The organism is Sediminibacillus massiliensis, from assembly GCF_900156915.1.
In the GTDB taxonomy this organism is placed as follows: domain Bacteria; phylum Bacillota; class Bacilli; order Bacillales; family Amphibacillaceae; genus Sediminibacillus_A; species Sediminibacillus_A massiliensis.
Map to the genome: position 1 here is coordinate 2688687 of NZ_LT732535.1, position 15640 is coordinate 2704326.

At 43.4% G+C, this 15640-nt stretch carries 13 protein-coding genes; 6 read left to right on the forward strand and 7 right to left on the reverse strand.

Annotation, left to right across the window (positions count from 1 at the left end; all coding sequences use genetic code 11):
• The first annotated feature begins 95 nt into the window (after nt 1-95).
• The 4 genes from fdhF to CZ434_RS22665 are packed head-to-tail and all read left to right on the forward strand — an operon-like array spanning nt 96 to nt 3936.
• On the forward strand, nt 96-3086 hold the full coding sequence (fdhF, locus tag CZ434_RS13970; protein ID WP_077623718.1) for a formate dehydrogenase subunit alpha: 2991 nt from the start codon (nt 96-98) through the stop codon (nt 3084-3086).
• Entirely contained in the window at nt 3061-3552 is a 492-nt protein-coding gene (locus tag CZ434_RS13975) for a helical membrane plugin domain-containing protein (RefSeq protein WP_077623719.1), read from the forward strand. The genes fdhF and CZ434_RS13975 overlap by 26 nt, the downstream gene beginning before the upstream one ends.
• A 16-nt stretch (nt 3553-3568) precedes the next feature.
• Nucleotides 3569-3790, forward strand: coding sequence for a heavy-metal-associated domain-containing protein (locus CZ434_RS13980; protein WP_084778745.1), 222 nt, complete (start codon nt 3569-3571; stop codon nt 3788-3790).
• Nucleotides 3791-3804: 14 nt separating this feature from the next.
• Nucleotides 3805-3936, forward strand: a complete 132-nt coding sequence (locus CZ434_RS22665) for a hypothetical protein (protein WP_281252275.1) — start codon at nt 3805-3807, stop codon at nt 3934-3936.
• A 165-nt stretch (nt 3937-4101) separates the two neighbouring features.
• Here the strand turns inward: CZ434_RS22665 and CZ434_RS13985 are convergent, their stop codons facing one another.
• On the reverse strand, nt 4102-4878 hold the full coding sequence (locus tag CZ434_RS13985) for a formate/nitrite transporter family protein (protein WP_077623721.1): 777 nt from the start codon (nt 4876-4878) through the stop codon (nt 4102-4104).
• Between the two features lie 324 nt (nt 4879-5202).
• Between CZ434_RS13985 and CZ434_RS13990 the strand changes: the two genes are divergently transcribed.
• Nucleotides 5203-6654 carry an NAD(P)-binding domain-containing protein gene (locus tag CZ434_RS13990; RefSeq protein ID WP_077623722.1) on the forward strand — a complete coding sequence of 484 codons (1452 nt, stop codon included), beginning with the start codon at nt 5203-5205 and terminating at the stop codon, nt 6652-6654.
• Between the two features lie 55 nt (nt 6655-6709).
• Here CZ434_RS13990 and CZ434_RS13995 read toward each other — a convergent pair whose 3' ends face one another.
• The 4 genes from CZ434_RS13995 to CZ434_RS14010 all read right to left on the reverse strand — a co-directional run bounded on the left by CZ434_RS13995 (nt 6710) and on the right by CZ434_RS14010 (nt 11472).
• Nucleotides 6710-8038: a S8 family peptidase gene (locus tag CZ434_RS13995; protein ID WP_077623723.1), complete on the reverse strand. Its 1329-nt coding sequence runs from the start codon at nt 8036-8038 to the stop codon at nt 6710-6712.
• A gap of 356 nt (nt 8039-8394) precedes the next feature.
• Nucleotides 8395-8670 carry a DUF202 domain-containing protein gene (locus CZ434_RS14000; RefSeq protein WP_077623724.1) on the reverse strand — a complete coding sequence of 92 codons (276 nt, stop codon included), beginning with the start codon at nt 8668-8670 and terminating at the stop codon, nt 8395-8397.
• Between the two features lie 121 nt (nt 8671-8791).
• A complete protein-coding gene (locus tag CZ434_RS14005; protein WP_077623725.1) occupies nt 8792-11026 on the reverse strand; it encodes a molybdopterin oxidoreductase family protein in 2235 nt (744 codons plus the stop codon).
• A 2-nt stretch (nt 11027-11028) separates the two neighbouring features.
• Entirely contained in the window at nt 11029-11472 is a 444-nt protein-coding gene (locus CZ434_RS14010; RefSeq protein ID WP_077623726.1) for a hypothetical protein, read from the reverse strand.
• 318 nt (nt 11473-11790) lie between these two features.
• Between CZ434_RS14010 and CZ434_RS14015 the strand changes: the two genes are divergently transcribed.
• The gene (locus tag CZ434_RS14015) at nt 11791-12684 is read left to right on the forward strand and encodes a fructose bisphosphate aldolase (protein ID WP_077623727.1); all 894 of its coding nucleotides are present in this window, start codon (nt 11791-11793) and stop codon (nt 12682-12684) included.
• Nucleotides 12685-12812: 128 nt separating this feature from the next.
• Here the strand turns inward: CZ434_RS14015 and CZ434_RS14020 are convergent, their stop codons facing one another.
• Nucleotides 12813-14315 carry a malate:quinone oxidoreductase gene (locus CZ434_RS14020; RefSeq protein WP_077623728.1) on the reverse strand — a complete coding sequence of 501 codons (1503 nt, stop codon included), beginning with the start codon at nt 14313-14315 and terminating at the stop codon, nt 12813-12815.
• A gap of 303 nt (nt 14316-14618) precedes the next feature.
• Entirely contained in the window at nt 14619-15569 is a 951-nt protein-coding gene (locus CZ434_RS14025) for an iron-hydroxamate ABC transporter substrate-binding protein (protein ID WP_077623729.1), read from the reverse strand.
• Nucleotides 15570-15640: the final 71 nt, after the last annotated feature.

Genomic DNA, 15640 nt, shown 5'->3' on the forward strand with positions numbered 1-15640 from the left:
GTCATGCTTCTTATTTTTCATCAAAAAATTGTCATACATCTCCCTGATTTGTAGATACTGAGAACAGGCTAACAAATACAGGAGGTGTTATACATATGGGAGAAAAAAGTTTCACCCTAAAGCTGAACGACCAGGAGATCCAGGCGAAAGAAGGACAATCCATTCTGGAAGCAGCACTGGAGAACAATATTTATATCCCCGGGATCTGTTCCTCCCAGCCTGATCTTGGTGTCGGCGTCATCCAAACATGTGACACTTGTTATGTACAAGTCAATGGCAAATTGGAGCGCGCATGTGCGACACAAGCGGAACCAAATATGAAAGTCGACTCTGTGTCCGAAACAGCAAAAGAAGCTCAATTGGAGGGCATGTCCAGAATACTCAAAAACCATGAGCTATATTGTACCGTATGTGATAACAATAACGGAAACTGTGTCGTCCATAACACGGCAGAGTACTTGGAACTTGAACATCAGAAATACGAATTCAAACCGAAGCCATACCCGCCTGATAATTCCCATCCTTTTTACAGGTATGAGCCAGATCAATGTATTTTATGCGGCCTTTGTGTAGAAGCATGTCAAGATCTCCAGGTCAGCGAAGTCTTGAGCATCGATTGGGAAAGAGAACAACCAAGGGTTATTTGGGACAATGATGTCCCGATAGACCAATCTTCTTGTGTATCGTGCGGGCATTGTGTTTCTGTTTGTCCGTGTAATGCCTTGATGGAAAAGTCGATGCTTGGCAATGCAGGGTTTATGACCGGAATTCCGCAAAATATTCTCGAGCCGATGATCGATTTAACAAAAGAAGTAGAACCAGGCTACAAGGAGATATTTACAATATCCAATGTCGAAGCAGCGATGCGGGAAGCCAGAATCAAAAAAACAAAGACAGTGTGTACGTACTGCGGTGTTGGTTGTAGTTTCGAAGTATGGACAAAGGACAGGGAAATACTTCGAGTTCAGCCTATGGAAGACGCACCGGTCAACGGTATTTCCACTTGTGTAAAAGGTAAATTCGGGTGGGAGTTCGTCAACAGCGAGGAACGACTGACCAAACCGCTCATCCGTAAGGGCGATAAATTCTATGAAGCTACGTGGGATGAGGCCCTTTCACTTATGGCCGAAAAATTCCAGCACATCAAAGAGCAAGATGGACCTGATGCACTTGGCTTTATTGCCTCTTCCAAATGTACCAATGAAGAAAATTATCTATTCCAGAAACTGGCCAGATCCGTATTCGGCACGAACAATATCGACAACTGTTCACGCTATTGCCAAACGCCGGCTTCAGCTGGATTGATGCGGACGGTCGGTATCGGGGGCGACTCGGGTACGATGGAAGATATCGCAAATGCCGACCTTGTCATGGTAGTCGGCGCCAACCCTTCGGAATCTCATCCTGTACTCGCAACAAGAGTTAAGCGCGCTCATAAGCTTCACAATCAAAAACTGATTGTTTCAGATTTAAGGAAAAATGAACTGGCTGACAGGGCGGATCTTTTCATTCACCCTAAACCTGGTACAGACCTTGTCTGGCTGTCAGCTGTTACAAAGTACTTCTTTGACCAAGGCTGGGAAGATAAAAAGTTCCTGGAAGAACGGGTAAACCAAGTAGACGAGTATAGAAACTCCCTTGAAAAGTACACATTGGAATATGCCGAGGAAATAACAGGTTTATCAAAGGAAACCATCATTCAAGTGGCAGAAATGATTCATGCGTCGAAGGGCACATGTATCTTGTGGGCAATGGGTGTCACCCAGCACATGGGAGGTACTGACACCAGTACGGCAATTAGCAACCTTCTCTTGGTCACAGGCAACTATGGAAAGCCAGGAGGAGGAGCCTTCCCTCTCCGCGGCCATAATAATGTTCAAGGGGCCAGCGATTTTGGGACAATGCCTAACTGGCTGCCTGGGTATGAACCAGTCGAAAATGACGAAGTCCGTTCCCGTTATGAAAAAGCATGGGGAACGAAAATACCGAAGAAACCCGGATTGAATAATCATCAGGTCGTAGAAGCCATCTCAGAAGGCAACGTCAAGGGAATGTACCTGTTCGGTGAAGAAATGGCCTTAGTTGACTCGAATATCAACTATGTACACGAGGCCTTCGAAAAACTTGATTTCTTCGTTGTACAGGACATCTTCTTCTCAAAAACGGCACAGTTTGCGGATGTCGTTTTACCAGCAGCTCCTAGCCTGGAAAAGGAAGGTACCTTTACCAATACCGAAAGACGGATCCAGCGCTTTTACCAAGTGCTTGAGCCGCTTGGCGACTGCAAGCCGGATTGGGAAATATTCAGGGATTTCGCCAATAAACTGGGGGCTGGCTGGGAATATAACCACCCTTCCGACATAATGGATGAAGTGGCAAAATTGGCACCGATCTTTGCCGGCGTGAGTTACCAACGACTCGAAGGCTGGGACAGCCAGATTTGGCCGGTTAAAGCAAATGGAGACAGCACGCCGCTTTTGTACACGGATAAGTTTAAATTTTTGGATGGTAAGGCACGTCTTTTCCCTGTGGATTGGACCAAACCATTGGAAATGGGCGATGAGTTTGACCTCCATCTGAATAACGGAAGACTGTTGGAACAATTCCATGAAGGCAACATGACGGACAGATCAGAAGGAATCCATCACATCGTGCCGAATCCTTGGCTGGAAGTGTCACATGAACTCGCCAAAGAACGGAACCTTGAAACAGGATCACTCGTCCGGCTCACCTCTCCATACGGAAAAGTGCAAATCCGTGTGTTAGTGACAGACCGTGTCAAAGGTAAAGAGTTATACTTGCCGATGAATACGAGAGTTAACCAGGAGGCTGTAAATAAACTGACAAGCAGCTATTATGACAAAGATACGCACACACCAAACTATAAAGAAACACAGGTAAAGATGGAATTATTGGAGAAAACAGGAGAATCGCCCCTGCCTGAACATAACCACAGGTTCGGTAATCCTCAACCGCATATCGGTGTAGAGGTCGAGAAAAAGTGGAGCCGTCCAGATTTCACATCTATTCCTGAAACCTTGGAAAGCGAGGGGTTATTCGATGGCCAAAGCGATACAGCAAATTGAACGGGAAGAGAGCAATGTGGAAGAAGAACGCTCAGAGGATTTATCGGCAATCCTAAAGCAAATAGCTGATAACCGCGAAGTAATCGAGGAAAGTCTCAGCATATTGCAGGAACTGCACAAATCCGGTGTTCTGCCCATGATAAAAGGACTCCTCCAAACAAGAGAAAAAGTCGGTTCTATCGCTATAGAACAGATCAACCAGCCCGGCATGCACAACATTATCAAAAACGCGATGAGCGGAATGGCGCTCTTGTCAGCAATCGATCCTGACCAGTTAAAACAATTCAGTGACGGTTTAACCCATGGCATGCAAAAAGCAGCCGAAACAAGTTCAAATGACAAACAGGTCGGTATGTGGGGATTGATGAAGTCGATGAGAGATCCCAATGTCAAAACATCGTTGAATACCATGATGCACTTTTTAAATGGGCTGGGAGAAGGCTTGAACAGTAAACAAACTCATTAATAAGGATGTGGCTCCTTTGATTACCCATAAACTTTCTATTCCTGACCTCCAAAAGGAAGATGAACAAAAAATCAGTGATGCTCTGCACGATGTGTGGGGCGTCCGCAATGTCAAAATCAATGTACAGACGAAAGAAGCGATCATTTCCTATGATGAAAATGCAGGTGCTTTACATGACTTCCAGCAAGCCATCATGGATGTTGGCTATGAAGCAAACGAATTGGAAAGCGAAATGTAAAAGGAGGCTATCCGGTGAGCAGAATTTGTGAAGTTTGCGGCAGAATAGAAGACATACTGGAAGAAGACCATAAATACGACATTTTGGATGTGTGTCCGCAATGCACGGAACATGTCGTCCACCCACTTTCAGATATAAGTGAATGAAACATAAAATACAAATGAAAAAAGGTTCCCTCATCACGCTTCGATGATCGGAACCTTTTTTGACTAATCCGTTTTCTTGTCGATATAACACTAACTAAAGCGATCTCCGATATGTAGTCATCATGGTAATGTTGTCGTTAATGCATTTTCCTTAATCAACTTGATCTACACATCCTGTCTTAAATAAGCATACCAGTACATCGCTCCGACAAAAATGGCACCCCCGACGGCATTACCAAGGAAGACGGCGACAAAGTTCGCCAAATATTCCCCCCACGTAAAATATCCTTCAAAAATGGCAGCTGGAATGACGAACATATTGGCGACAACGTGTTGAAAACCGATAGCGACAAATGCCATAATCGGAAACCAAATGCCGAGAATCTTACCGGCTACATCGTCTGCCGCATAACAAAGCCAAACCGCAAGACAAACAAGCCAGTTGGCGCCTATCCCTGACACAAACGCATGGAAAAAGGAATCCTCTACTTTATGTCCTGCAATGGATACCGTTGTTTCAAGATATGGGCCGGTTCCAGTCAAACCAAGAATATGCCCAAAAAAATATGCAACGAAAATAGCACCGATAAAGTTAGTGATCGTGATAATCGACCAATTTCTAATAATATCCATCGTCTTAATTTTTCCTGCAAATCTTGCGGTTGCCACTGCCATCATATTGCCTGTAAGCAGTTCACCTCCAGCCAACAAGACAAATACAAGGCCGACCGGAAAGACCAATCCGCCTATGAGTGCTGTCATCGATCCCCATACTTCTTCTGGCATGTCTCCGGTAACCCGGATATCCAGTAAAAAACCCAATGAAATGAATGCGCCAGCCAGGAAACCAAGAACAGCTTGCGTTGTAAGCGGCAAACCAGCCTTCTTCTCCCCATGCTCCATAGCCAGACGCGCAGTTTCTTTCGGTGGGTTGAATGCCATGTTCACTACCTTCTTTCTTTACTTTTTCAAGAGAAAAAGATACTTGCAAAGATATCCGTTATAGTTTGCAACAATATAAAAAAGGTATGCATTCAACCTTCTCGGACTAGTGTTCAGTTGGAAATTTGCCAACTCTTGTTCGTTCAGCACCTTGCTCGTTTTATTTAGCGATTTTAACCAACTAAAAATAGAAAATTTAGATAATTTGTATATACACTATCCCGGCGTTCAATGTTAGTATGTAAATTAACATTACATGGAGCGATACATTTATTAACAAATTATTGACCATTACATACTTTGCGATGAAGGGTGAGGAAAAATATGAGCTTAGAGGCCTTGAACGAACAAGTGAAAAGGGATTTATCCTACTTAAACTTCGGGGGTCCGGACTGGGTCCGCCCACACAAACACCCGGAAGGGCACGTCTATGATGTAATAATCGTCGGAGGAGGACAAAGCGGATTGGCAGCTGCTTTCGGCTTACTACGGGAGCGCATTTCGAACATTCTTCTTATTGACGAGAATCCCGAGGGGCAGGAAGGTCCTTGGGACACTTATGCTCGTATGGAAACACTACGCACTCCGAAACATTTGACCTCTGTCGACTTGGGCATTCCGTCCCTTACCTACCGATCGTGGTGGGAAGCACAATTCGGCGCAAAAGGCTGGGAGGAGGTCGATAAGATTCCCCGAGGGGATTGGATGAACTATTTGAAATGGTATCGAAGCATCCTTAACTTGCCTCTAATTAACAATATGAAATTAAGTTTGATTGAACCGGAAGCTTATGGAATGTACCGTGTTCATGTTGAGAGAAATGGTTATCCTTCCTCCCCCCTTTTCGCCCGTAAAGTAATCCTGGCAACCGGCATTCAGGGCGGCGGTGAATGGCATGTACCTTCCATGATTTCCGACAAACTGCCACGCTCGTTATATGCCCACACTTCTGAACGTATTGATTACAATAAACTAAAAGGCAAAAAGATTGGCATTCTTGGAGGGGGAGCCTCAGCTTTTGATAATGCCAACTATGCTCTCTCTAAAGGGGTTTCAGAAGCGCACGTTTTTGTCCGGCGTGAAAAGATGCAACGCATTAATCCGATACGGCAGATGGAAGTCTCCGGAATGATCGAACGGTTTCATTCCTTGCCGGATTCTGATAAATACGATGCTATCAACCATTTCTTTAAACATAACCAACCGCCTACTAATGACACCTTTAACCGTGCATGTTCCTGGTCGGGATTTCATCTTCATTTAGGTTCACCATGGTTGGATGTTGAATCGTCGGATATAGGTGCAGTCGTAACAACGCCAAAAGGACAATTTTCTTTCGATTATTTGATTATCAGTACTGGTCTGGTAACTGATCCGGCATTGCGACCCGAATTAAAATTGGTAGAAAACTCGATTGCCCGTTGGGGAGATAAATATAAAGCACCGGCTGAATGTGCGAACCCTTTGCTCGATGCACATCCTTATCTAACACCGGGATTCGGACTACTAAGTCGGGATGATAAAGGAAAAAAGTCCTTACACGGTCTGTTCGCATTCAATTACTCAGCCTTAATCAGCTGTGGAATTGCCGCTTCCGCATTGTCCGGAATGAGATTTGGCATTCCAAAACTGGTTACAACTGTTGCCGATCAGCTTTTTCTCGACGATCGAGAAGAAATATTGGAAGACTTCTTTTCCTATAACGAAGAGGAATTTACCGGGGAATGGTCTAAACAAGAGGAGAATATTGATTTAGAAGCACTTCAAGGTAAATAAAATCAAACAAAAAACTTACCGTTCCATCATAAAGGTAAGTTTTTTGTCTGTTTACCTATTGAGGAATTGACCTCTCAGCATTGATATATCCGGCTCCATAGATATTACGGTCTTTACCTTCCCATAAATCCGCTCCACTCAGCAGCAGATCCTTCATGTCATCAGGCTGAAGCTCAGGATTATGCTGCTTCATCAATGCGACCACCCCGGCACATATCGGGGTTGCCATCGAGGTCCCGGACATTACAAAATATTCATCGCCTACACGATTAGCTTTTTGCAATTTATCAATATAGGACCTTGGAGATCTTAAAGAAACGATGTTTACACCGGGAGCAAGTATATCTGGTTTGGCTATTCCATAAATGGTCGGTCCCCTGCTTGAAAAATCTGCAACATCGTCATCATCTTTTGTATCCGAAGTATCTCTGTCATCAAGTGCTCCCACTGTAATGACACGGTCACTTATGCCCGGACTGGAAATAGTACCGCTATCAGGTCCTTCGTTTCCTGCTGCAACACAGACAGTAATTCCCGCAGCCCAAGCCTCTTCTACCATTTGCACCATTGGGTCCAAATCTTCATTGGCAAAAGGTTGTGCAGAGCTTCCTAGCGACATACTGATGATATCAATTTTATTTTTTGGATTTTCTTCATTATATTGAATGCACCAATCTACTCCTTCTATTACTGTGTCGAGGGAACCTGAGCCCCTTTTATCCAACACCTTCACACCTGTCAGAGTTGCTTCAGGTGCCGGTCCCTTATAGCGGGATGAGGAAGCCGACCCGTTACCAGCAGCATCGCCAGCACAGTGCGTTCCATGGCCATTGTCATCATATGGTTCTGTCCTTCCCTTGACCAAATCTTTAAATCCTGTAATTCGACCATTCAAATCTTGATGCGGGTGAATACCTGTATCAAGAATAGCGATATTGACTCCCTTTCCAGTCAATACTTGATTATCCCTTTTAACATTGCTGGCATTCGCTGATGGTACAGCCACATCGAGTAAGGCATGCACTTTCCGGTTTAAATGTACCTTCTTTACCCTGCTGCAAGTGGAAAGAATCTCATTAAGACTGTTAGGAGTTACACGTGCACTACAGCAGCCTATTCTGGAAAAATGCCGTTTAATTTTATTTTTTCGATGCTTTTTCATTATTCCATCAACTTGAGCGCAGCCTTCCAGATAACACTCTTTTTCGAATTCAATAATAACCGGAATATTACGACTTCTCCTCAGTGAACCTTCCAGAACTTTATGCAGAAAACACGGCATCCATTTAAATGGTTTATAAATGTTGAGGATTTCCTCCCGTAAAGGCCGATCCAACCTGCGGGCATTCGTCCTCGCCATTTGCACCATCGAGTAATTGAACAAATATTGCCCCTCCCTTCCTTTCGTTTACAGCAATTTATGAAAGAAGGGAAAGGCTTGGCACGGCATGTACCCTAACTACTATCAAATGAGTTCAACATCCTTAGTACTAACTACCGAAAATTAAATTCTTTATAACTGAAAAAAAAAGGAAAGCGGACTTTTCCAATAAAAGTCCGCCAGTCTTGCAATATTCATGGCAAAAAAACAAAGGGGGGGATAAACATGAAATATAAGTTCATCTGTACTTAAGGGGAGGAGTTGATGTTTATTCGCAAGGTTTAGCGAGGAAAAAAAGGCTTGGTAAAAGGGAAAGGGATAGTTGGAAGATACCTTTTTTCCTATTGAAGATAAAAAAATTATTTCACAGCATTCTCGATAGATTTTCTGGAACGATAATAGCGATATACCCCTATCCAGAGGGTTATGAATCCTATTAGAACTGTAGCATAAGCAGTTAGTTCCAATTTTCTGCTCTCTCCGAAAAATTCAATCAGTGCTGCTGCCCCTACAAAAAATGTCAAAGCTGTCCGAATAAAGGCTAGGAGGGTTCGATCATTGGCTAATCTTGTCCTTTCCTTGGCAAGTATGTCCCTCGCGGCAGCAGTATGTTCCTTATTTGTATTTCCGCTCATTTTACCGCTCCTTTCTTCTAACAATAATAATAGTATAGCTTTAGCTGTGAAAAACAATCAGAAAACAAGAAGAGTGATAGACAAACAGACGGTTGTCCATCACTCTGGCCTAAAACGTTGGTTATCCCACTTTTTCCAATCGGCAACTTGCATGTTTCAAGACCGGTTGGTGAGAAAGAGGGTCCACTTCATCCATCGTCATTTCGTTAGGAGTTTGTTCTCCTTCAAAGTTTCCATAATGGAATGGTACAAATACTTCCCCTTTGTTCATCTTATTTCCTACTTTTGCGGGCACTTCGACTTTACCACGTGGAGACACGATCCGTACTTGGTCGCCTTCCCTGATTGATAAATGCCTGGCATCTTCCTCATTGATTTCCACAAAAACCTGTGGCGCTTTTTCTTCCATCTCCGGCATTCTGCCCGTTTTTGTCCTGGTATGCCAATGCCATACCAGACGTCCGGTATTCAGCCAGAATGGGTACTCGCTCTGAGGCGCTTCCGAAGGCCCTCCATAACGGGTTACCTGAAACATCGCTTTCCCATCCGGGTCCATTTCTTTAAATTCCTCTTTCGACAATGGTCTACCTGTAAAGGTATTTTTCCCGAAGCTTTGACAATATTCCGTTTCGGTAGGAAAGTGAAAATCTTCATATAGCCTTGTTTTTCCTTCAGGGTTTTCTTTGGTGCACGGCCAGCGAATGCCGTTTTCTTTTTCCAGCCGTTCATAGGTCATCCCCGTCATGTCGCTCGGACGGCCTTCTGAAACCCGTTTCCATTCTTCAAATGCCTCTTCAGGCGTATTATAGCCAATTAAAGGATTACCTTCTTTGTCTTGGAAACCCATCCGATTCGCATAATCGACAAGGATTTCAAAATCGGACTTAACCCCTTCTGGCGGTTCTACTGCTTTGCGCAATAAGTTGATCGTTCTGTCGGCATTCTCCATCGTCCCTTCTTTTTCTCCCCACATCGCAGGAGGAAGGATGACATCCGCTACTTCACTTGTTTCTGTCAGAAATGGATCCTGTACGACCAGGAATACTTTTTCCAACGCTTTTCGTGCCCGCCCTTTGTTAGGCAGGGAGACAAGCGGATTCGTATGGATGTTCCAGAAGAATTGGATTTGCCCCTTTTCTATCAACTCGATTTGTTTGATGATATCCTTATTCGGTCCGATTTCCAAATCCTCTTCTCTTACATTCCATAGCTCGGCAATCTCTTTAATATGGGTCGGATTATTAGGATTTCGGTTGGCCGGGTATGTTCCGACTCCCCCTACTGTCCGGTTTGCCGAGGAACTTGGCTGACCTGCCATATGAAGAGGTCCGCACCCTTCTTTGCCAATTAACCCTCTCATCAGATGGATATTGTTAATTGCAACACAGGATGCAGTTGCATCACTGCTTTGAAACGCACCCTGTAAGGTGGTGGAAACCAATGTGTTCGTTTTACCGAGTTTTTCGGCAGCAAGATTAATCTTATCTGCAGGCAGACCGGTAATCGAGCTCGCTTTATCGATGCTCCAATTTTCCAGCTCTTTTTGGAGGGAATCAAATTGGATGGTGTGATTCTGAATGAAATCAGGATCGATCCAGTTGTGTTCGATAAGTTGCTCTTGAATGCAATTCAGCAGGGCAAGATTAGTGCCGGGCTTTAAATCCAAATGTAAATCCGCTTCTTCCGCTGTCGGCGTTTTTCTTGGATCAACAACAATTAAGTAAGGTTTGCCGGTCGCTTTTTTCCTTGTTAGGATTCTATCCCATAACACCGTCCCCGTTTCGGCAGGATTATGTCCAAACAACATGATGGTATCTGCTTTGTCAACGTCATCAAATGAGGCAGGTACGCCATCTGAACCGAAAGATTCGATCAAACACCATTCGGTGGTAGCTGTACACAATCTCGTATTGGCATCAAGAAGATGTGTTTTCAATCCGGCTCTGCCGATTTTTCCGATAGTATAATAATCTTCCAGAAAACCTTGACCTGTCGAGTAGATGGAAACACCATCACCGCCTTTTTCCTTGAGAGCCTGCTTGGATTTTCTCACAACCAGTTCCATTGCTTCATCCCAGCTTGCCGGTTCAAGCTCTCCCGCCGAATTCCTGATCAACGGAGTCAACACACGATCTTCACTGTTATTGGGAATCCATTGATATTTAGCTTTTGGATCCAGCCTTCCTTTGTTGATGGAATGCTCATTGATTCCCCTTATACCGACAATTTTGTCATCTTTGACAGCTATATCTGTCCCACATCCTACTGAACATAAGTTACATGTACTGTGGACCCATTTATCAACATCCGCGCCTTCTGCAGTAACTTGGTCCTGTCTTATGTCTCTTCTGTCCATTGTCATTCTCCTTTCCTGGCTTGTTCCCGATATAACGCCGGAACAACGAACCTCATTTTCTCCCATCCACCGGCCATTTCTTCTATGAATGGAACTACCTCCTCCAGTTCTGTTTTCATTCTTTGCATATCTTTTTCCAGTTCTTCCAGCTCTTCTTGATTCACCCAATTGTTTTGGCTGGAAACTCTCTTCCATTGTTCAAACAAGAGTTTATCCGTTTCATCCGCCCGATAGATAACACTGAGGTTTTTGTGTAGTTCTTCGGTCATCGAAGGTTCTTGTTTCAGTTCCGACAATGTGTTATGGATTGCTTCCTTTTTTTCCTGGAGTATTTCCGTGTACCTGTCTTCCATAGGATTTTTTAAAACGGGGTTCTGTTGCAATACCCTGTCAGCCAGTCCCTCCACAATTTTTAAGTGATAGGCCATTTCTGCTGCAGCATTCATTCAAATAACCTCCTTTCATGATTTACTTCTAGCTCTTAGGGGCCTTGTTAAGAAAGTTCCCGACCGACTCTCTTTTAAACCATATATATTTAGGTAGAAACTAGTAGAAAACAGTAGGTATCCATACATGCAAACCTTGCCGGATCATCCGGTTGTGTTAGATGAATGATAATCGGGAAAAGAAATGAGAGATGGGGCTTGAATTCAAGCTCCTAACTATTAATCCGTGTCTCTCTAGTGCTACACTTATAATAGACTTATTCTCTCTGTGAGAATCAAGCAAAGAGACAATAGGAAAACTTAAAAGGAGTGGAAAAGATGAACAACAGCCAATTCGACAAAATTAAGAATGGAAAAGGATTTATCGCTGCCCTTGATCAAAGTGGCGGAAGTACTCCGAAAGCTTTGGCAGAATATGGTGTGCCGGAGTCTTCCTACTCGAATGAAGACGAAATGTTCGACCTTGTGCACGAAATGAGGACTCGAATTATTACGTCACCTGCTTTTGATTCAGCACACATCCTTGGAGCGATTTTATTCGAACAAACAATGGACCGTGAAATCGAAGGTAAATTTACAGGTGATTATCTTGCGGAAGAGAAAGGAATAGTACCTTTCTTGAAAGTGGATAAAGGCTTGGCGGAAGAAGAGAATGGCGTCCAATTGATGAAGCCGATTCATGATCTGGATGAAACACTAGGTCGTGCTACCGATCGCCATATCTTCGGGACGAAGATGCGTTCTGTCATTAAGGAACCAAATCCTACCGGTATCAAAGCCGTTGTCGATCAACAATTTGATATAGGGAAAAAAATCATTGCATCCGGTTTAGTCCCGATTATCGAACCGGAAGTAGATGTTTACAGCAAGGATAAACAAAAATCAGAAGAAATCCTCCGCGAAGAAATCATCGAGCACCTAAACGGATTGTCAGAAGAAGAAAATGTGATGTTGAAGCTGTCTATTCCGACACAACCAAATGCTTATAAAGAGTTGATCGAACATCCTCGTGTCGTACGAGTAGTTGCCCTTTCAGGAGGTTATTCACGCGAAGAAGCAAACGAGAGATTGAAAGAAAATGATGGCCTGATAGCCAGCTTCTCCCGTGCCTTGGCAGCAGACTTGAGCGCCGGCCAATCTGATGAAGAATTTAATTCAGCCCTTCAGGAAGCAGTAAATTCCATTTATGATGCTTCTGTTAACAAAAAATAGATAAACTTAGAAGCCAGCGGTTTATTATAGGACGCTGGCTTCTCTTCTAGAAACATGGTGATGAGTAGTCTATATAAATGAAAAGGCTCCTGACGCATGTGTCAGGAGCTTTTTCGCAAAATAAATTTTCAACTATACACTGGTTCTTTTTTTTCACTTAAACCTAGAGTTTCTGCTGTAGAAGCATGTACTTCATGGAACAGCTGTGGGTTATCCACTAGTGACACGCCATACGATGGAATCATTTCTTTAATCTTCTCTCCCCAACCCTTCATTTCTTGTGGGAAGCATCTTCCGAGTAAATCGATCATAACATGGACGGCAGTAGAAGCACCCGGTGAAGCGCCAAGCAAAGCAGCTACCGATCCGTCAGCAGCGCTCACCACTTCTGTTCCGAACTGCAATGTTCCTTTGCCGCCTTCGGTATCCTTGATTACTTGGACACGCTGGCCTGCGACCACTATATCCCAATCCTCTGCTCTGGCGTTCGGAATGAACTCACGTAATTCTTCCAGGCGTTTCTCATCTGATAACATGACTTGTTGAATCAGATATTTTGTCAACTTCATTTCTTTTATACCTGCGGACAACATAGTAACAAGATTGTTCGGTTTGACCGATCCAATTAGATCCAAATTGGAACCTGTTTTCAAAAATTTTGGCGAAAAGCCGGCAAACGGCCCGAACAACAACGTTTTCTTATTGCCTATATACCTCGTATCAAGATGCGGAACAGACATTGGAGGTGCGCCGACTTTAGCTTTTCCATACACCTTTGCATGGTGTTGCTCTACCACTTCCGGGTTGTTGCATACCATGAATAAACCGCTTACCGGAAAACCGCCAATATGCTTCGACTCCGGAATGCCGGTTTTTTGAAGTAAAGGCAGACTACCTCCGCCTCCGCCGATGAAGACGAATTTCGCGGTGTGGTATTCGATCTTTCCATTATCAATATCATGGACCTTCACTTCCCATGATCCATCACTGGTACGCTTTATATCTTCTACACTATGCTTATAGTTTACGACTACGTCTGTACTTTCAAGGTGCTCGAACATCCTTCGTGTCAAGGCACCGAAATTGACATCGGTTCCAGAATCGATTTTTGTCGCCGCTTTCTTTTCATTTCCTGTACGGCCTTCCATGATTAACGGCAACCATTCTTTTAACTTATCGTCATCCTCCGTATATTCCATTCCTTCAAACAACGGGGTCTGTGATAGCGCTTCAAATCGCTTTTTTAAAAAAAGGGCATTTTCTTCCCCATGTACGAGACTTATGTGCGGCAGTGGCTTGATGAAGTCTTCTGGTTTATTAATTAGGTTGTTGTTAACAAGATAGGACCAAAACTGTCTGGAAAGCTGAAACTGTTCATTGATCTTTATTGCTTTACTGATATCTATAGACCCGTCTGCTTTTTCAGATGTATAGTTAAGTTCGCACAGTGCAGAATGGCCAGTCCCGGCATTATTCCACTCATTAGAGCTTTCTTCTCCTGCATTTGCGAGTTTCTCGAATACGGTGATTTCCCAATCCGGTTCTAACTCTTTTAACAAAGATCCCAAAGTCGCACTCATGACTCCGGCACCGATTAAAATTACGTCTGTTTTCTTCTGTACGCTGCTCATTATACCCTTCCTTATCGTCTATATTTGAAAAAGAGGAGGCACTCCTGCTCAGGCATCCAATAAAGGGCCCCCATCTAGTAACACAACTTCTCCATATAGATACAATCTTTTCCAATCTATTATAATATCTTACAAGGCAAAATATCTACTTTTCTGATAATTATAACCTATTTATGGATGATATAAAAGGGGCAGGCATACTTTAGAAAGCTTTCAAACACTGACTGATAAACAAATACCAAACCGCCTCCCTTTCAAGGAAGCAGTTTTGCATCTTATAAAAGGTACTCATTTCGGCATATCCTAATTTATCTCTTCAAGAAATGCGGTCTTAAACGTATCTAGAAGATATTCTACCGTTATGGGGTCACTATAGGTAACCGCTTTAGTGTTTAATTCTATAACCCGATTGTTCTTCACGGCGGGGATATTCTTCCATGTATCGGTTTCCATAAAGGAACTGTCTCCATCCGGGTTATTACTAAGGACGATATAATCGCCCGCAAATTCGGGGATTACTTCAATCGACAATGTATAATAGCCAGGTTCCAGCGCATTTTCTTTCACTCTTTCCGGCATTTTCAGATTCATCGTTTGATATAACAGTTCAGTCCCTCGTGCCCAGTTATCTCCGAACACATATATTTGCTTGGCGTCATTTTCAAAAACGGAAACTGTTGCATCCTCGCCGATTTTTTCCCTTATTTCTTCGCCGGCTTTTTCTGCACGCTTTCGGAAGTCTTCCACCCAATCCTTTGCTTCTTGTTCCTTATTAATGAGCTTTCCAACTTCAACTTGCTGTTCTAAGTAATCTAATTCCCCCCAGGTAGAAACAACAGTCGGGGCTATTTCTTTCATTTTATCTATGTTTTTCATCCACGATCCCACGACGATAAGATCAGGCTCTAATTCGATAATTTTCTCCAGATTTTCGTCGGATACTACTTCAATCCCCTCCACCTTTTCTTCAAACAAGGGATTGGTACTTGTCCATTCGTCTACCCCAACAACTTTTCCATCCAAGGCAAGCATGTTTGGAGCATTGGAAAGTGCCACAATCCGACTTGGATTTTCAGGTACCTCTACAGGTCCGTTTTCTGATTGATAGGTAATAGTTTCGGAACTTGTTTCCTCCTGTTCATTTTCGGTGGTTGAAGATTCCTCCGTGCTGTTGGTTATAGCGGCATTACCGCACGCACTTAAGAGAAATACAATCACTAACAGGAAGGTAAAGATGAATGATATTTTTCTCATATTAATCCTCTCCTTTTTAGCATGGTTGATGTTTTCTAGAATCAATGCACCTAAATGATATTGATTCTCAT